The organism is Collimonas pratensis (assembly GCF_001584185.1).
Lineage (GTDB): Bacteria > Pseudomonadota > Gammaproteobacteria > Burkholderiales > Burkholderiaceae_D > Collimonas > Collimonas pratensis.
Map to the genome: position 1 here is coordinate 767,414 of NZ_CP013234.1, position 16,947 is coordinate 784,360.

Annotated in this window: 16 protein-coding genes and 1 pseudogene; 16 read left to right on the top strand and 1 reads right to left on the bottom strand. The window is 60.1% G+C overall.

The window, feature by feature from the left end:
• Nucleotides 1–16: 16 nt before the first annotated feature.
• Nucleotides 17–1,081, bottom strand: coding sequence for a putative 2-aminoethylphosphonate ABC transporter substrate-binding protein (locus CPter91_RS03485; RefSeq protein ID WP_061936975.1), 1,065 nt, complete (start codon nt 1,079–1,081; stop codon nt 17–19).
• Between the two features lie 198 nt (nt 1,082–1,279).
• Between CPter91_RS03485 and CPter91_RS03490 the strand changes: the two genes are divergently transcribed.
• The 16 genes and pseudogenes from CPter91_RS03490 to CPter91_RS03565 all read left to right on the top strand — a co-directional run.
• On the top strand, nt 1,280–1,990 hold the full coding sequence (locus CPter91_RS03490) for a phosphonate utilization associated transcriptional regulator (RefSeq protein WP_061936978.1): 711 nt from the start codon (nt 1,280–1,282) through the stop codon (nt 1,988–1,990).
• A gap of 56 nt (nt 1,991–2,046) precedes the next feature.
• A complete protein-coding gene (gene phnA / locus CPter91_RS03495; RefSeq protein WP_061936981.1) occupies nt 2,047–3,288 on the top strand; it encodes a phosphonoacetate hydrolase in 1,242 nt (413 codons plus the stop codon).
• Between the two features lie 57 nt (nt 3,289–3,345).
• The gene (phnY, locus tag CPter91_RS03500) at nt 3,346–4,803 is read left to right on the top strand and encodes a phosphonoacetaldehyde dehydrogenase (RefSeq protein ID WP_061945809.1); all 1,458 of its coding nucleotides are present in this window, start codon (nt 3,346–3,348) and stop codon (nt 4,801–4,803) included.
• A gap of 13 nt (nt 4,804–4,816) precedes the next feature.
• Nucleotides 4,817–5,377, top strand: a complete 561-nt coding sequence (locus CPter91_RS03505; protein ID WP_061936984.1) for a phosphonate degradation HD-domain oxygenase — start codon at nt 4,817–4,819, stop codon at nt 5,375–5,377.
• A gap of 108 nt (nt 5,378–5,485) precedes the next feature.
• A complete protein-coding gene (locus tag CPter91_RS03510) occupies nt 5,486–6,874 on the top strand; it encodes an FAD-dependent oxidoreductase (protein WP_061936987.1) in 1,389 nt (462 codons plus the stop codon).
• A 271-nt stretch (nt 6,875–7,145) separates the two neighbouring features.
• The gene (gene ubiE / locus CPter91_RS03515; protein WP_061936990.1) at nt 7,146–7,880 is read left to right on the top strand and encodes a bifunctional demethylmenaquinone methyltransferase/2-methoxy-6-polyprenyl-1,4-benzoquinol methylase UbiE; all 735 of its coding nucleotides are present in this window, start codon (nt 7,146–7,148) and stop codon (nt 7,878–7,880) included.
• An 8-nt stretch (nt 7,881–7,888) separates the two neighbouring features.
• Nucleotides 7,889–8,848, top strand: a complete 960-nt coding sequence (locus CPter91_RS03520) for a Tim44 domain-containing protein (protein ID WP_061936993.1) — start codon at nt 7,889–7,891, stop codon at nt 8,846–8,848.
• A gap of 117 nt (nt 8,849–8,965) precedes the next feature.
• Nucleotides 8,966–9,574, top strand: coding sequence for a ubiquinone biosynthesis accessory factor UbiJ (locus CPter91_RS03525; RefSeq protein WP_061936996.1), 609 nt, complete (start codon nt 8,966–8,968; stop codon nt 9,572–9,574).
• Nucleotides 9,571–11,148 (top strand): ubiquinone biosynthesis regulatory protein kinase UbiB, encoded by a 1,578-nt coding sequence (ubiB, locus tag CPter91_RS03530; RefSeq protein WP_061936999.1) that lies wholly within the window; start codon nt 9,571–9,573, stop codon nt 11,146–11,148. The genes CPter91_RS03525 and ubiB overlap by 4 nt, the downstream gene beginning before the upstream one ends.
• A 2-nt stretch (nt 11,149–11,150) precedes the next feature.
• Nucleotides 11,151–11,765 carry a methyltransferase gene (locus CPter91_RS03535; protein ID WP_061937002.1) on the top strand — a complete coding sequence of 205 codons (615 nt, stop codon included), beginning with the start codon at nt 11,151–11,153 and terminating at the stop codon, nt 11,763–11,765.
• Nucleotides 11,766–12,004: 239 nt separating this feature from the next.
• Entirely contained in the window at nt 12,005–13,090 is a 1,086-nt protein-coding gene (locus tag CPter91_RS03540) for an ABC transporter ATP-binding protein (RefSeq protein WP_061937005.1), read from the top strand.
• Nucleotides 13,083–13,994 carry an ABC transporter permease gene (locus CPter91_RS03545; RefSeq protein WP_061937008.1) on the top strand — a complete coding sequence of 304 codons (912 nt, stop codon included), beginning with the start codon at nt 13,083–13,085 and terminating at the stop codon, nt 13,992–13,994. The genes CPter91_RS03540 and CPter91_RS03545 overlap by 8 nt, the downstream gene beginning before the upstream one ends.
• Nucleotides 13,987–14,775 carry an ABC transporter permease gene (locus tag CPter91_RS03550; protein WP_231880034.1) on the top strand — a complete coding sequence of 263 codons (789 nt, stop codon included), beginning with the start codon at nt 13,987–13,989 and terminating at the stop codon, nt 14,773–14,775. The genes CPter91_RS03545 and CPter91_RS03550 overlap by 8 nt, the downstream gene beginning before the upstream one ends.
• Nucleotides 14,776–14,839: 64 nt before the next feature.
• Nucleotides 14,840–15,337: a DUF2059 domain-containing protein gene (locus CPter91_RS03555; protein WP_061937011.1), complete on the top strand. Its 498-nt coding sequence runs from the start codon at nt 14,840–14,842 to the stop codon at nt 15,335–15,337.
• A gap of 88 nt (nt 15,338–15,425) precedes the next feature.
• On the top strand, nt 15,426–16,487 hold the full coding sequence (locus CPter91_RS03560; protein WP_061937014.1) for an ABC transporter substrate-binding protein: 1,062 nt from the start codon (nt 15,426–15,428) through the stop codon (nt 16,485–16,487).
• A gap of 133 nt (nt 16,488–16,620) precedes the next feature.
• Nucleotides 16,621–16,923: pseudogene (locus tag CPter91_RS03565) on the top strand (FmdB family zinc ribbon protein); the annotation flags it as partial.
• Nucleotides 16,924–16,947: the final 24 nt, after the last annotated feature.

A 16,947-nucleotide genomic window follows, 5' to 3' on the forward strand; every position in this document is an offset into this window, starting at 1 on the left:
CTCGTGGCTTGTACGGTTACTTCTTTTCCGCTTTGGAGTTGTAACGCGTGCCCCATTCCGCCAGGATGCGTTCGCGGTTCTTGGCGGACCAGTTGAAGTCGTTAGGTTTGATCAGCAGCTTTTCGTAATCGTCCGGAATTCCTTCCACCTTCTTGGCGATGCCGGGATAGGCGACGATGGCCCACCAGTTGGCGCTGATCTGGTTGGCTTCCTTGCTGCTCATCCAGTCCACCAGCTTCTTGGCAGCTGCCAGGTTCTTGGTGCCCTTCATGATGCCGCTGGCTTCCACATCCCAGCCCAGGCCTTCTTTCGGAAAAATCAGTTCAACCGGAGCGCCGCTGCGCTTGACCTGATGGCCGCGGAACTCGAACGAAATACCGATCGGGAATTCGCCGGTGCCAGCCATGGTGCAAGGCTTGGAGCCGGAGTGGGTATATTGGGCGATGTTCTGGTGCAGGGCGTCCATGTACTGCCAGCCCTTGGCTTCGCCGAACATTTGCAGCCAGGCGGTGACGTCCAGGTAGCCGGTGCCGCTGGAAGCCGGATGCGGCATGACGATCTGGCCCTTGTAGACCGGTTTGGCCAAGTCTTCCCAGCTGGTCGGCTTGGGCAAGTTGAGTTTCTTGGCTTCGACGGTATTGAAGCAGACGGTGGCGCCCCAGACGTCCATGCCGACCCAGGTCGGCGGCCGCGCCGTGTCGACATAGGCCGGATTCAGTTCTTTCATGCCGCTCGGTTCATACGGCAGCAGCATGCCTTCCTGGCCCAGCAGCGCCAGGCTGGTGGCGGCGAGGCCGACCACCACGTCGGCCTGCGGATTGTTCTTTTCAGCTAACAATTTGGCGGTGACCACGCCGGTCGAATCGCGCACCCAGCGGATTTCCACCGTCGGGTTGGCTTTTTCGAAACCATCCTTGTACTGCTTCATGGCGTCGGTTTCCAGCGCGGTATACACCAGCAGCGCGGTTTTGGTCTGGGCATGGCTGCTGCCGGTCGCCAGCATGAAGCCGACGCCGAGCAGGGCAGCGCTGGCCCCGGCTGCTGCGCTGGCGCGCAGGATTCGTGCAAATTGCTGTTTCATTCTCATCTCCTCAGATGTTGAGCAAATCGTCCACCGTTGCAAATATTGAAACCCAGCCGCCTGCGGGGTTAGCCGCTGCCATGCGCATCAGCTTTTCTGTCCGCCGCTTTTTATTGCATCATGTTTTATGTATTTTGTTGACAATCTACACGTTGTTGAATTAAAGTGCAATCACCAACTCGAAAAAAAAGAAATGCCATGACAACTAACCGCACAATGAACACCATCGCCCTGGTCCAGAAAAACTCGCTGCCTTCATTGGTGCAGAAAGAACTGGAGCGCATGATCCTGGCCGGCGACCTGGTCGCCGGCGACAAGCTCAATGAAGTGTCGCTGGCGGAAATGCTGGGCGTCTCGCGCGGCCCGGTGCGCGAAGCGTTCCGCGCGCTGGAAGAGGCCGGGCTGGTGCAGCAGGAAAAAAACTGCGGCGTCTTCGTGCGCCAGATCTCGGTCGAAGAAGCCGACGAGATCTATGAAGTGCGGGCAGCGCTGGATGAACTGATCGGCCGCAAGCTGGCCGCCATCATCAAGCCGGCCCAGGTGCAGGAACTGCGCACGCTGCTGGAGCGCATGGATGGCATGGTGTCCCTGGGCGACGTCGACGGCTACCTGAAACTGAACCTGGCTTTCCACGATGCGCTGGTGCAGTTCACCGCCAACAAAAAACTGCTGCATACCTACCGCCGCCTGGTCAACGAACTCAACCTGTTCCGCCGCTCGGCGCTGGCGCAAAAAGGCAGCCTGCCGACGTCCACCACAGAGCATCACCAGATCGTCGACGCCATCGCAGCGGGCGATGCGCAAGCCGCCGGCGACATCATGCGCGAACACGCCGTGGCCGGCCGCAACCGCATGCACAAGGCGCAGGAAAAAATGGCCGCCGCGGCCGAACAGATCACCTTGAAATAAGCAAGATTGGCAAGTCCGAATAAGCAGTCCGTCAGGCTCACAGCGAAGGCAAGCACATGTCCACTACCAAAACTCTCAGCGGCTCTTTCAACGTCAATGGCCGTAGCTATCCAGCAATGCAGCAACCGCTGGTGGTTGTCTGCGTCGATGGCTGCGAACAGGAATACATCAACCAGGCGATCCAGGCCGGCGTCGCGCCGTTCCTGAAGAAAATGACCGAGCAGGGCACGGTGCTGAGCGCCGACTGCGTGGTGCCTAGTTTCACCAATCCGAACAACCTGTCGATCGTGACCGGCGTGCCGCCGGCGGTGCACGGCATCTGCGGCAACTACTTCTACGACCTGGAAACAAAACAGGAAGTGATGATGAACGACGCCAAGTACCTGCGCGCCGCCACCATCCTGGCCACCTTCGCCGATGCCGGCGCCAAGGTGGCGGTAATCACCGCCAAGGACAAGCTGCGCGGCCTGCTGGGCCACAAGATGCGCGGCATCTGCTTCTCGGCGGAAAAGGCCGACCAGGCTACGCTGGAGCAGAACGGTATCGACAATCTGCTGCAGCGGGTCGGCATGCCTTTGCCGTCTGTGTACAGCGCTGAACTGTCCGAGTTTGTATTCGCCGCCGGCGTCAAGCTGCTGGCCAGCGAACGGCCCGACATCATGTATCTCTCCACCACCGATTACATCCAGCACAAGTACGCGCCGGGCACGCCAGGCGCCAATGCCTTCTACGCCATGATGGACCACTACCTGACCCAGCTCGATGCGCTAGGCGCGGTGATCGGCCTGACCGCCGACCACGGCATGAACGCCAAGACCGACAGCGCCGGCAAGCCGAACGTAATCTATCTGCAGGATGTGCTGGATGCCAAGGTCGGCGTCGAAAAGACCCGCGTCATCTTGCCGATCACCGATCCTTACGTGGTGCACCACGGCGCGCTCGGTTCCTACGCCACGGTATATTTGCCGGCCGCTGCCGATGTCGCTGATATCGCCGACAAGATTCGCGCAATTCCCGGCATCGAACTGGTGCTGACGCGTGCCCAGGCGGCCGAGCGCTTTGAACTGCCGCCTGATCGCATCGGCGACCTGGTAGTGGTGAGCGAGCGCCTGACCGTGATCGGTACCGCCGCCAGCCGTCACGACCTGTCCGAACTGAAGCTGCCGCTGCGTTCGCACGGCGGCATCTCGGAACAGCGGGTGCCGTTGATGTTCAACCGCAAGCTGAGCGCGATTCCGGCCGATCACCGGCTGCGCAATTTCGATGTGTTCTTCCTGGCCATGAATCACGCCTTATAAATTACGCGCGCTAGGCGACCGCAACAGATTTCAACCATCGAACCATTCGAGGACATGATGCTGACCGAACTGAGCAAGCTGAAGCAGGGCGAACCTTTACATCAAGATATGCGGATTGCCGGCAAGCTGGTCGGCAACCCGCGCCGCATAGAAATCCGCAATCCTTTCAATGGCGCACTGGTCGGTTCGGTACCGAAAGCCACGGTCGACGATATCCGCCATGCCTTCAAGGCGGCCCGCGCGTTCCGCTCACCGCTGACACGCTTCGAGCGTTCGCGCATCATGCTGCGCGCCGCCGAACTGCTGCGCGCCAATACCGATGCGATTTCCGACCTGATCACGGCGGAAGCCGGCTTGTGCAAGAAAGACAGCCTGTATGAAGTCGGCCGCGCCTGCGATGTGTTTGTGTTCGCCGCCAACCAGGCGCTGGTGGATGACGGCCAGGTGTTTTCCTGCGACCTGACGCCGCACGGCAAGCAACGCAAGGTGTACACCCTGAAAGAGCCGTTGCTGGGCGCCATCTCGGCCATCACGCCGTTCAACCATCCGCTCAACCAGGTCGCGCACAAGGTTGCGCCATCGATTGCCACCAACAATCGCATGGTGCTCAAGCCGACCGAGAAGACGCCGCTGTCGGCCTTGCTGCTGGCAGATATCCTGTACGAAGCCGGCTTGCCGCCGGAGATGTTCTCGGTAGTGACCGGCGATCCGGCCGAAATCGCCGACGAGATGCTGATCAATCCGGATGTTGACCTGGTGACATTTACCGGCGGCGTACCGATCGGCAAATACATTGCCGGCAAAGCCGTCTACAAGCGCCAGGTGCTGGAACTGGGCGGCAACGACCCGATCATCGTGATGGAAGACGCTGACTTGGAAGAAGCCGCCACGCTGGCCGTATCCGGCTCCTATAAAAACTCCGGCCAGCGTTGCACGGCGATCAAGCGCATGATCGTGCATCAGGCAGTGGCCGATGAATTCGTCGACCTGCTGGTGCGCAAGACCAAAGCAGTCAAGTACGGCAATCCGATGGACCTACAGAACGACATGGGCACCGTGATCGATGCTCGTTCCGCCAGCGCCTTTGAAGCGAAAGTGAACGACGCCTGCCAACGCGGCGCCAAGCTCCTGTTCGGCAACCAGCGCGACGGCGCAGTGTATTCGCCGACCGTGCTGGATCACGTCCCGGCGGATTGCCAGCTGGTGGCGGAAGAGACTTTCGGGCCGGTGTCGCCGGTGATCCGTTGCACCGATATCGCCGACGCCATCCGCATCTCGAATTCGACCCCTTATGGCTTGTCGTCTTCGGTCTGCACCAACCGCCTCGATTACATCACGCGCTTCGTTCGCGAACTGGAAGTCGGCAGCATCAATGTCCGTGAAGTCCCCGGCTACCGGCTGGAGCTGACGCCGTTCGGCGGCATCAAGGATTCTGGCCTGGGTTACAAGGAAGGCGTGCAAGAGGCGATGAAGAGCTTCTGCAATACCAAAACCTATTCCTTGCCATGGAACTGACTGAGAGTCCCACATGCTGACCGTTGTCCAGATCTGCGATCTGTTTGAACAAGGCGGCCACGAGATGTACAGTGGCGAACCGGTCAACCAGCTAGAGCATGCCCTGCAATCGGCGACCCTGGCCGAGCAGGCCGGCGCCACGCCAGAGCTGGTATGCGCCGCCTTGCTGCACGATCTCGGCCATCTGCTGAATCCGCAGGGCGAGACACCCTCGGCGCGCGGCGTTGACGACACTCACCAGTACTTCGCCATTCCTTACCTGCGCGGCCTGTTCGGTCCGGCGGTGCTGGAGCCGGTCCGCCTGCATGTGGACGCCAAGCGCTATCTGTGTGCGACCGACGCCGCCTATTGGGGACGCTTGTCTGAAGATTCCAAGCGCAGCCTGGAATTGCAGGGCGGCGTGTTTTCCGCCGCAGATGCAGCGCAGTTCATCGCCCGCCCCTACGCTGCCGATGCTGTCCGCCTGCGCCTGTGGGACGACCAGGCCAAGGTGGCCGGCATGCCGACGCCGGATCTACAGCATTTCTCCAGGTTGTTGTCTAGCTGTACATTGGGCTCGCATGGTTTGCTCTAACATCTCCGTCATTCCCGCGTTCGCGGGAATGTCGGGGTCGCCTAGACCGGGACGCGTAGTCGGGTCGTTGAGACGGCATTCATTTTTGATTATCTAGGATAGATACCCATGCGCCCATTCTGGTTGGAAGATGCACTCTTCGCCGACGGTGAACTGGCTCCCGCCCTGCAAGGTCAGCAAAAAGCCGATGTCGCGATTGTCGGCGGCGGCTTTACCGGCTTGTGGACCGCGATCCAGCTGAAGCAGCAGAATTCGGCGCTGGACATCGCCATTATCGAAAGCGACCTGTGCGGCGCCGGCGCCAGCGGCCGCAACGGCGGCTGCCTGCTGACCTGGTCGACCAAATTCTTCACCTTGCGGCGGCTGTTCGGCGAGACCGAAGCGATCAGGCTGGTGAAGGCGTCGGAAGCCGTGGTCGAGCATATCGGCAATTTCTGCCGCGAACACAAGATCAACGCCGAGTTCCGCCAGGACGGCACGCTCTACACCGCCACCACCAGAGCCCAGCAGGGCGTGCTGGATCCGGTGCTGGACGAGCTGCAGCGCCATGGCATCAGTTCCTATCATTCGCTACCGGATGCGGAAGTGCAGCGCCGTTCCGGTTCGGCGCGCAATCTTTCCGGCGTATTTTCACCGATGGCGGCCACCGTCCATCCGGGCAAGCTGGTGCGCGGCCTGCGCCGCGTCGCCATGCAAATGGGCATACGGATTTACGAAAGAACGCCGATGCTGTCGTTCACGCCGGGCGCCACTGTCACGCTGCAGACTCCGGCCGGCAGCCTGCAGGCCGGCAAGATGGTGCTGGCCATCAATGCCTGGATGGCCAGCCGCTTTCCGCAGTTCGAACGTACCCTGGCGGTGGTTTCCAGCGACATGGTGATTACCGAAAAATGTCCGGAGCTGCTGCAGCGCATCGGTCTCAGCGACGGCGTCTCGGTGCTGGATTCGCGCACCTTCGTGTTCTACTACCGCACTACCGAAGACGGCCGCCTGATGCTCGGCAAGGGCGGCAACACCTTCGCCTGGCGCGGCCGCATCCTGCCGGTATTCGACCAGCGTTCGCCTTACGAGCAGCAGCTCAAGCAAAGCCTGCACGAGTTTTTCCCGGCACTGGCCGGCGTGCCGATCACCGCCAGCTGGAACGGACCATCGGACCGTTCGGTCACCGGCTTCCCGTTTTTCGGGCGTCTCAACGACATGCCGAACGTGTTTTATGGCTTCGGCTACTCTGGCAACGGCGTCGGCCCCAGCTACATGGGCGGCCAACTGCTGTCCTCGCTGGTGCTGGGCCTCGACAACGACTGGAGCCGCAGCCCCCTGGCGGCAGGCCCGCGCGGACAGTTCCCGCCCGAGCCGGTGCGCTATCTCGGTTCGCTGGTGGTGCGCAACGCTATCCGCCGCAAGGAGTTGGCGGAAGACCAGGACCGCAAACCGTGGCTGCTGGATCAGATGCTGAGCAAGCTGGCCAATGCCGCGGGTAAAGCTGATAAGGCATAGTCTGAATTTATGGTTCTTCAGGCTTCTCTGTGGATAAAGGTGACACTATCGCGCATGGCTTGCCAAGAAGTAGGGTGGGCACGCTTTTGTGCCCACGCTGTAGCGCTTCCGCGTGGGCACAAAAGCGTGCCCACCCTACATACTTAGTTGCCCAAGTGTCATGTGTCGCGGGCACAGGCAAGTGAGAAAATATCCTGTAGATTATTTGGCAAGCCGAGCATGCGCTGGCGGGACTTGTATAATGTAAGTCTGCCAAAACAAGCTTGCCACCATGACCAACACCACGCATTTCGGTTACGAAACCGTCTCCGAGGACGATAAAGTCCACAAAGTCGCCGAAGTTTTCCACTCGGTTGCACCCAAGTACGACGTCATGAACGACCTGATGTCGGCCGGCCTGCACCGCGTCTGGAAGATTTTCACCATCGCCCAGGCCGCCATCCGCCCGGGTTTCAAGGTGCTGGATATCGCCGGCGGCACTGGCGACCTGGCCAAGGCATTCGCCAAGCGCGCCGGGCCGACCGGCGAAGTCTGGCTGACCGACATCAACGAGTCGATGCTGCGTGTCGGCCGCGATCGTCTCTTGAATAATGGCTTGTCTACCCCCACCTTGCTATGCGACGCCGAGAAATTACCGTTCCCGGACAATTATTTCGACCGCGTCTCGGTCGCCTTCGGTTTGCGCAACATGACGCACAAGGATGCGGCGCTGGCGGAAATGCGCCGTGTGCTGAAGCCGGGCGGCAAGTTGCTGGTGCTGGAGTTTTCCAAAGTATGGGAGCCTTTGAAAAAGCCCTATGACGTCTATTCTTTTTCTGTCTTGCCGTGGCTGGGCAAGCAAATCGCCAATGATTCTGAAAGCTACCGCTACCTGGCGGAATCGATCCGCATGCATCCCGATCAGGACACCCTGAAACAGATGATGACGGATGCCGGCCTGGAGCGGGTTGAGTATTTCAATTTAACTGCCGGTGTGGCGGCCTTGCATACCGGCATAAAACTGTAGGAGCTCGCATGAAGAAAGTTTTGCTGATGTTGCTGATGGTGGCAACTACCTTGTCGATGACTATCTCGAATGCCGACGCCCGTCGTCTCGGCGGCGGCGGCTCGTTCGGCAAGCAGTCCTCCGGCATTTCGCGCCAGGCGCCAAGCGCGCCGTCGCAGAATTTCGGCAACGCCAATCAAGCCAAGCCGGCAGCGCCTGCCGCTACACCGTCTGCGATTCCGCCTAAGCCTGCCAGCCCATGGAAAGGTATCCTCGGTGGCGCCTTGCTGGGTCTCGGCCTGGGCGCCTTGATGTCGCACTTCGGCATGGGCGGCGCTTTCGGCTCATTCCTGATGATGGCTTTGCTGGCGGTGGCCGTGATTTTTGTGGTGCGCCTGGTCATGCGCAAGAACAGTCCGGCGCCTGCCGCTTATTCCGGGGCCAGCTCGGCGCCTAACCTGGGCGGCAATCTGCCGGCAGCCGGTTTTGACAATAATTCGTCCGGCTTCACGCCTGAAATCGGTTCCCGCATCAATTCCGGCCCGTCGTTCCAGCCGTCGGCATTGCAGGCAAGCGATCCGTCCGCGACCACACACGGCGGTCCGTGGGGCATTCCGGCGGATTTCGACGTGCCCGGCTTCGTCCGCAGCGCCAAGACGTATTTCATCCGCCTGCAGGCCGCCTGGGACAAGGCCGACATCAACGACATCCGCGAATTCACCACGCCGGAAATGTTCGGCGAGCTGCGCTTGCAATTGCAGGAACGCGGTGCTTCGCCGAATAACACAGACGTCGTGCAACTGGATGGCGAGCTGATGGGCATCGAAACCATCGGCAACGATTACCTGGCCAGCGTCAAGTTCACCGGCCTGATCAAGGAAGTGCCGGAAGCCTCGGCCGAACCGTTCACTGAAGTCTGGAACCTGTCCAAGCCTTTGTCGGGGCAGGGCGGCTGGGTTTTGGCGGGAATTCAGCAAGTGGCGGCATAAGGCCCCGTCAGGGGATAAGCCGGCTGATTTGCCGCGGTCCGGAGCATAAACAGGCTCTGGGGCTGACAAACTGATAAACTTGGACCGCCCATGAATAATCATGGGCGGTTTTATTTTATGACGATGACTTCTCCATTCAATTTCAAACCGATTACCGCGTCCGTCAATCACCTGTTGGCGCAAGAGCCGTGGGCGCAGCGTATCCTGGCCTCGCATGCCGGCAAGGTCGCCTGTTTCGACGGCGGCGCCGTCAAGCTGAGCTGGCAGGTCAGCGCTGACGGCTTGCTGCAGGCGCCGCCGGCGGATACCGATGACCAGGTGGTGAATCTGCCTAACGTCACCATCCGCGTCAACCTGGCCGACCTGCCGCTGATTGCGCAGAATCGTGAACGCGCCTTCTCCTACGTAAAGATCGAGGGCGACGCCGATTTCGCCAATGCGATTTCCCAGGTCAGCCAGGGTTTACGCTGGGATGCTGAGCACGACCTGAGCAAGCTGGTGGGCGATATCGCCGCCGTGCGCATCGTTTCCGGCGGCAGCGCGCTGATCGCCGGAGCCCGCTCGACCCATAAGAAGCTGACGGAAAACCTGGCCGAATATTTTCTCGAAGAACAGCCGATGCTGGTGCGGCCGCAGGCTGTCTCCGATTTTACGAATGATGTCACCAGGCTGCGCGACGACCTGGAGCGCCTGGCGAAACGCATCAACAAATTGAAAACCCCATGATCCTGAAATTTTTGCGAGTGCTGAAAATCGTCCGCGTGGCGGTGCGTTATGGCCTGGACGATATCGCCATGTCGGGTTTTGATACGCCGCGCATTTCCAAGCTGATCGATACCCTGATTTTCTGGCGCGACATTTCAGCCCCGCGCGGCGAGCGCCTGCGCATGGCGCTGGAAGAGCTGGGGCCGATTTTCGTCAAGTTCGGCCAGGTGCTGTCAACCCGCCGCGACCTGCTGCCGGGCGATATGGTCGATGAACTGGCGCGCCTGCAGGACCGGGTACCGCCTTTCAGTTCCGAGCTGGCGATTGCGCAGATCGAAAAATCGTTGAAAGCCCATCCGGACGACTTGTTCGCCAGCTTTGAACGCGAGCCGGTAGCCTCGGCCTCGATCGCCCAGGTGCACTTTGCCGTCCTCAAGGATGGCAAGGAAGTGGCGGTCAAGGTGCTGCGTCCAGGCATGAAAAAATCCATCGATGAAGACGTGGCGCTGATGCATATCGCCGCCGGCCTGGTGGAGCGGCTGTGGGCCGACGGCCGCCGCCTGAAGGCGCGTGAAGTGGTGGGCGAGTTCGACAAGTATCTGCACGATGAGCTGGACCTGATGCGCGAAGCCGCCAACGGCAGCCAACTGCGTCGCAATTTCGCCGATTCGGATTTGCTGGTGGTGCCCGAGATGTACTGGGATTACTGCTCGCCGTCGGTGATCGTGATGGAGCGCATGCACGGCATCCCGATCTCGCAGCTGGATCGCCTGCGCGATGCCGGCGTCGATCTCGGCAAGCTGTCGCGCGACGGCGTCGAGATTTTCTTCACCCAGGTATTCCGCGACGGCTTTTTCCATGCCGACATGCATCCCGGGAATATCCTGGTGTCGGTGGCGCCCGCTACCTTCGGCCGCTATATCGCGCTAGATTTCGGCATCGTCGGCACCCTCAACGATTTCGACAAAGATTATCTGTCGCAGAATTTCCTGGCGTTTTTCCAGCGCGATTACAAGCGCGTGGCGGAAGCGCATATCGAATCGGGCTGGGCGCCCAAGGAAACCCGGGTCGACGAACTGGAGTCGGCGGTGCGCGCCTGCTGCGAGCCGATCTTTGACCGGCCGCTGAAAGACATTTCTTTCGGCCAGGTGCTGCTGCGCCTGTTCCAGACTTCACGCCGCTTCAATGTCGAAGTGCAGCCGCAACTGGTGCTGCTGCAAAAGACCTTGCTCAATGTCGAGGGGCTGGGCCGCCAGCTGGATCCGGACCTGGATCTGTGGAAAACCGCCAAGCCGCACCTGGAGCGCTGGATGAGCGAGCAGATGGGCTGGCGCGGCTTGCTGCAGCATCTGAAAATCGAAGTGCCGCGTTATAGCAAGCTGCTGCCGCAGCTGCCGCGCTTGGCGCATCAGGCCATGACCCACATGATCGAGCCGCGCGCCGAACACAGCGGCGAGCTGATGCTGCAGCTGCTGGCCGAACAGCGCAGGACCAATCATTTCCTTGGCATCGTCGTCTATCTCGGCGGCGGCATTGCTGTCGGCGTGCTGCTGACGCTGCTCTACCTGCGGTTTGGCCATGCGATCTGGTGGTAGCCATGGCGACGCCTGAATCTCCTCCCAAGTTTGCCAGCCGCGATCCTTCGCATCCGGATTTCTGGAGCGAGCGCTTCGAGAAGGATTTCATGCCCTGGGATACGGGTGGCGTGCCGCTGGCTTTGCAGCAATATGTGCAGCGCAGCCAGCCGGCATCGGTCCTGATTCCCGGCTGCGGCACCGGCTACGAAGTGGCTTATCTGGCAGAAGCGGGCTGGGATGTGACCGCGATCGATTTCTCCGACGCCGCCGTCAGCGCGGCACGGGCGGTGCTGGGCAAATGGTCCGAGCGCGTGTTGCAGGCTGATTTCTTCAGCTATGAGCCGCCGCAGCGTCCCGGTTTGATCTACGAACGCGCCTTCCTGTGCGCCTTGCCTCCGGCCCGCCGCGCCGACATCGTCAGCCGCTGGGCCGCGCTGTTGCCGGCCGGCGCTGTCCTGGCCGGCTTTTTCTTTTTCGACGAATCGCCCAAGGGGCCGCCGTTCGGCATAGACCGGGCCGAACTGGAACGCTTATTGCATGCCGATTTCGAGCTGGCCGACGAACAGGATGTGACGGATTCGATTGCCGTATTTGCCGGCAAGGAGCGCTGGATGGAGTGGCGCCGCCGGGCGTAGGGTGGGCACGCCTTTGTGCCCACGCGTGACCCGCGCTAACCGGAGTATTAACCGACCCGTCAGCGAAATGGCATGTACATGAAGGAAATTCACGCGTGGGCACGATGTGCCCACCCTACATGACTGCTTGCCGAAAAAGCCAGTGTATGTCCGAAGGTACATACACTGGCTTTTTTCACATAATTTGCAGTCAGCTTGCTACAATTGGCGGTTTTTCGCCCTTCTGGAAATGACTCAATATGGCGCTGCTAGAAATCCGTAACGTCAGTCGTCGTTTTGGCGACTTTGCCGCAGTTGACAATATCAGTCTGTCAATTGAAGCCGGCGAATTCTTTACCCTGCTGGGCCCTTCGGGTTGCGGCAAGACCACCCTGCTGCGCATGATCGCCGGTTTCGATCTGCCGGATTCCGGCCAGATCCTGCTGGACGGCGTCGACCTGGTGGGCAGCCCGCCGGAACACCGGCCGGTCTGCACCGTATTCCAGAACTACGCACTGTTTCCGCACATGACGGTGTCGGCCAACATCGCCTTTCCGCTGAAGATGGCGAAGGTGCCGGCCGACCAGATCCGCATCCGGGTCGAGGAGGCGCTGGAAGATGTACGCCTGACCGGCTTCGCCGCGCGCTTTCCGCATGAGTTGTCTGGCGGTCAACGGCAGCGCGTCGCGGTGGCGCGGGCGCTGGTCTCGCGTCCCAAGCTGCTGCTGCTGGACGAACCTTTGTCGGCGCTGGACGCCAAGCTGCGCGAGCAGATGCAGATCGAGCTGATCAACCTGCAAAAGGAAGTCGACATCACTTTCGTCTACGTCACCCACGACCAGGGCGAAGCGCTGGCGCTGTCGCACCGCATCGCGGTCATGAATCGCGGCAATGTCGAACAGCTGGACGAGCCTTCGCGCATCTATAGTTATCCGCGCACCCGTTTTGTCGCCGATTTCATCGGCACCTGCAACCTGCTGGACGGCGTCATCGCCAGCATAGACGGCGCCGCCATGCAACTGGACGTGCCCGGCCTCGGGCTGGTGAAGAGCGCCGTGCCGCCGAATGCGGCGGTCGGCCTGAAAGGCACCCTGGCGCTGCGCCCGGAAAAGATCCATATCAGCGCCGAGATCGGCACCGACACAGCAGAGAACCATTTCAAGGGCTTCGTCAAGGAGCTGCTGTACCTGGGCGATGTCACCGTGTACATCGTGCAGACCGAAGGCGGCACCACGATAGAGGCCTTGCTGGCGAACTCGGCCGCCGGCCGCGCCAAATTCTTCGAGGTCGGCGACATGGTCGACATCGCCTGGCAATTCGACGCAGGGCACTTCTTGTATGAGTAAGGCCGCAACAAACGACGCCGCCAAACGCGGCCGCCTGGCGCGCTGGCTGATCAGCGGGCCGCCGCTGTTCTATCTGCTGCTGTTTTTCGCCATTCCCAGCCTGATCATGGTATTCGCCTCGGTGCGCTACGCCGGCGATTACGGCGGCCTGGCGCCGGTCTTCGACGAAGCCGGCAAGCTCAACCTGACGCTGGAAAACTTCCAGCGCTTCACCTCCGATTTCATCTATACCGCGATCTTCCTGAAGTCGCTGATGTATGCGGTGATCACCACTTGCTGCTGCCTGCTGATGGCTTATCCGCTGGCGCTGCTGATTGCGCGCAGCCCGAAGAAATACCGCGACCTGCTGATCCTGCTGGTGATCCTGCCGTTCTGGAGCAATTTCCTGATCCGCGTGTATGCCTGGATGATCATCCTCGGCCCGCAATCCGGCCTGACGCAAGCGGTCAACTATGTGTTGGGGCTGGTCGGGATCGAACCGGTGCGCTTGTTGTTTACGGCGTTTTCGGTGATTGTCGGCCTGGTCTACGTGCATCTGCCGTTCATGGTGCTGCCGCTCTACGCCAACCTGGAAAAGCATGATCCGGCGCTGGTCGACGCCGCCCAGGATCTCGGAGCTTCGGCCTGGCAGCGTTTCTGGCGCATCACTTTCCCGTTGTCCCTGCCCGGCGTGTACGCCGGCGCGGCGCTGGTGTTTATTCCGGCGCTGGGCATTTTTGCGGTGTCCGATATCCTCGGCGGCACCGGCAGCGACATGATAGGTAACGTCATCAAGCAGCAATTCCTGGAAACCCGCGACTGGCCGTTCGGCAGCGTGCTCTCTATCGTCCTGACGGTAGCGGCGCTGATCGCCGCCGGCATCGCCGTGCTGGTGGCAAGGCCAAGGAGAGAAATCCATGGCTAACCTGAACCGTATGCGGCGTCCGCTCGGCCTGTGGCTGGTGGCGCTGTTCGTGTATGCCTTCCTGTACGTGCCGCTGATCATCGTGGTGGTGTATTCCTTCAACGACTCGCAGCTCAATGCCGAGTGGGTCGGCTTTACGCTGGACTGGTACCGCAAGCTGTTCCATAACGAGGAGATGCTGCGCGCCGCCGGCAATTCGCTGATGATCGCGCTGGTGGCCAGCGCCGCGTCCACCTTGCTCGGCACCATGGCCGGCTTTGCCATGCATCGCTACAAGCTCAAGCTGCTGCCGCTGCTGGTGTTGACACCGATTGCGATCCCGGAAATCCTGGTCGGTGTCTCGCTGCTGATTTTCTTTGTGATGTTGAATATCACGCTGGGACTGCTGTCGATTACGTTGGCGCATATCGCTTTCTGCATCGGCTTTGTCGCCATCGTGGTGCGCTCGCGCCTGTCTGGCATGGACGAAAGCCTGACCGAAGCAGCGCGCGACTGCGGCGCCACGCCGATGCAAGCCTTCCGCCTGGTGACCTTGCCGCTGATCATGCCGGGCGTGGTGGCGGGGGCCTTGATGGCGTTCACCTTGTCGATCGACGACTTCGTGATCACCTTCTTCACTGCCGGCGCCAATGCCTCCACCTTGCCGCTGCAGATCTATTCGATGATCAAGATTGCCGTCACGCCGGAAGTAAATGCGGTTTCGACCTTGTTGATGGGCTTAACCTTGCTGCTTATAATCATCGCGTCCAAGCTTGCGCCGAACGCTTTGCGCTCAAGCTAGACAAAAGCGGGGCGGCTTCGCGCCGCCCCTGGTATTGAAGTTAACCTCCTGTACTGGATCATTCATGCGGCGCTTTTCCATCCTGTTCTTTGCAGTATTCTTTTCAACCGCAGTACATGCGGCATCGCCGAGCGATGCTTCGATAGAGGAGTTGCTGAACTCGATGCATGCAGAGAAGATCATGGATTTGATGCTGCCGGCGATTGATAAAAGCATGCATCAATCGATGGCAATGGCGACCGAGGGGAAGACGCTGTCGGCGAAGCAGCAGCAGATTCTCGATGCTTCGACCGCCAAGATGATGGCGCTCATGAAGGATGAGATGAGCTGGGACAAGATGCATGCAATGTATGTGCAAATTTATCGCGAGAGCTTCACGCAGGAAGAAATCGATGGTCTTGTTGCATTTTATAAAAGCCCCGCCGGCGTCGCTTACATAAATAAAATGCCAGCTGTCATGCAAAAAACCATGGGCCTCATGCAGACGCGGATGGCGGAGATGATCCCTAAGATGAAAGCCGCCATACAGCAGGCGGTGGAAGACGTTCAAAACAGCAAATAATGCGCGAGAGTATGAAGCGGCCAGCGGTTCCTTCTACTCTTCCGCTTTTGCTCAGATTGCATTTTCTTTATCAGATCCAAGGATAGCCATGAAAAAGCTGCTTACTATCGCCACCCTGTTGTTGGCCAGTGTCTCGGCCCACGCCGCCGACGAACTGCGCCTGTACAACTGGAACAATTACATTGCGCCGGAGACGGTGGAACGCTTCGAGGCTTTCTGCAAATGCAAGGTAGTGCAGACCTATTACGGCGACAACGAGGAAATGCTGGCCAAGCTGGCGGCCGGCGCCAAAGGCTACGACATCATTGTGCCGACCGGTAACGCGTTGGACGCCCTGATCAAGCAGCAGGCCCTGCTGCCGCTCGACAAGACGCAGTTGCCGAACCTGAAGAACGTCAACCCGGCCTACCTGAACACCGATTTCGACAAGGGCAACAAGTTTTCCGTGCCATATGCCTACACCGTCACCCTGATGGGCTATAACGACCAGAAGATGAAGGAGCTGGGCATTCCGGTGGATAGCTGGGCGGCGATCTTCGATCCCAAGATCCTGGCCAAGATCAAGGGCAAGGTCACCGTGCTGGATTCGGCCAACGAGTTGATGGGCGCCGCCCTGAAATACCTGGGCTATTCCGCCAACGACACCGACGAGAAGCACTGGCAGGAAGCCAAGGACGTGATCCTCAAGGCCAAGCCTTACTGGGCCGCCTTCAACGGCAGCAGCTACATCAAAGAATTAACTGTAGGCAATATTTGGCTGGTGCAGGGTTATTCGAATGATATTTTCCAAGCCGATGTCGATGCCCAGAAAGCCGGCCGCAAATTCCGCATCCGCCACGGCATGCCGAAAGAGGGCGCAGTGCTTGCGCTGGACAGCATGGTGATCCACAAGGCGGCGCCGCGGCCTGACCTGGCGCTGAAATTCATCAATTTCATGCTGGATGGCAAAAATGCCGCCGAGTTGAGCAACCTGATCGGTTCCGGCAATCCTAACGCCGACGCCGCCAAGTACATCAAGCCCGAAATCGCCAACAACCAGGCGATTTTTCCGGACAAGGCCGGTTTCGCCAAGCTGGAAATGCTGAAGGACCTGAACAGCAAGCAGCGGCGCGCCATCAACCGCATCTGGACCGAGATCCGCGCACGCTGATTTATCCGATGTAAAATTGGCAACGGTGGCGTCAATTCATGGCGTCGCCGCCACAAGCCGTCGGCCAAGCCCGTGTATACTGGAAAAAACCTTTATAATTCAGGGTTTTGTAAGATATTTGCGGAGTTTCACCATGCCGATTTATGCGTATCGCTGCGAAGCCTGTGGTTTTGCCAAAGATGTGCTGCAAAAGATGTCCGATGAGCCGCTGACGGTTTGCCCGTCCTGCAGCAAAGCCGAATTCAAGAAACAAGTGACTGCCGCCGGCTTCCAGCTGAAGGGCAGCGGCTGGTATGTCACCGATTTCCGTGGCGGCGCCGGGGCGACTGTGCCGCCGGCAGGTGCAGCGGAGCCGGCGGCGCCCGCGGGTACCGTGGTCACTGCGCCGGCGACGACTGCGGCCGCCGCCGGTTCGGCAGCGCCTGCCGCCAGCAGCCCGCGCCGGCAGCAGCCAGCACCA

Excerpts from the sequence above, each read along its gene's own strand:
- CPter91_RS03540 (WP_061937005.1), top strand. The coding sequence starts at position 12,005 with ATGGCGCTGCTAGAAATCCGTAACGTCAGTCGTCGTTTTGGCGACTTT.
- CPter91_RS03555 (WP_061937011.1), top strand. The coding sequence starts at position 14,840 with ATGCGGCGCTTTTCCATCCTGTTCTTTGCAGTATTCTTTTCAACCGCA.
- ubiB (WP_061936999.1), top strand. The coding sequence starts at position 9,571 with ATGATCCTGAAATTTTTGCGAGTGCTGAAAATCGTCCGCGTGGCGGTG.
- CPter91_RS03545 (WP_061937008.1), top strand. The coding sequence starts at position 13,083 with ATGAGTAAGGCCGCAACAAACGACGCCGCCAAACGCGGCCGCCTGGCG.
- CPter91_RS03510 (WP_061936987.1), top strand. The coding sequence starts at position 5,486 with ATGCGCCCATTCTGGTTGGAAGATGCACTCTTCGCCGACGGTGAACTG.
- CPter91_RS03560 (WP_061937014.1), top strand. The coding sequence starts at position 15,426 with ATGAAAAAGCTGCTTACTATCGCCACCCTGTTGTTGGCCAGTGTCTCG.
- CPter91_RS03490 (WP_061936978.1), top strand. The coding sequence starts at position 1,280 with ATGACAACTAACCGCACAATGAACACCATCGCCCTGGTCCAGAAAAAC.
- CPter91_RS03520 (WP_061936993.1), top strand. The coding sequence starts at position 7,889 with ATGAAGAAAGTTTTGCTGATGTTGCTGATGGTGGCAACTACCTTGTCG.
- CPter91_RS03485 (WP_061936975.1), bottom strand. The coding sequence starts at position 1,081 with ATGAAACAGCAATTTGCACGAATCCTGCGCGCCAGCGCAGCAGCCGGG.
- CPter91_RS03535 (WP_061937002.1), top strand. The coding sequence starts at position 11,151 with ATGGCGACGCCTGAATCTCCTCCCAAGTTTGCCAGCCGCGATCCTTCG.
- ubiE (WP_061936990.1), top strand. The coding sequence starts at position 7,146 with ATGACCAACACCACGCATTTCGGTTACGAAACCGTCTCCGAGGACGAT.
- CPter91_RS03505 (WP_061936984.1), top strand. The coding sequence starts at position 4,817 with ATGCTGACCGTTGTCCAGATCTGCGATCTGTTTGAACAAGGCGGCCAC.
- CPter91_RS03525 (WP_061936996.1), top strand. The coding sequence starts at position 8,966 with ATGACGATGACTTCTCCATTCAATTTCAAACCGATTACCGCGTCCGTC.
- CPter91_RS03550 (WP_231880034.1), top strand. The coding sequence starts at position 13,987 with ATGGCTAACCTGAACCGTATGCGGCGTCCGCTCGGCCTGTGGCTGGTG.
- phnA (WP_061936981.1), top strand. The coding sequence starts at position 2,047 with ATGTCCACTACCAAAACTCTCAGCGGCTCTTTCAACGTCAATGGCCGT.
- phnY (WP_061945809.1), top strand. The coding sequence starts at position 3,346 with ATGCTGACCGAACTGAGCAAGCTGAAGCAGGGCGAACCTTTACATCAA.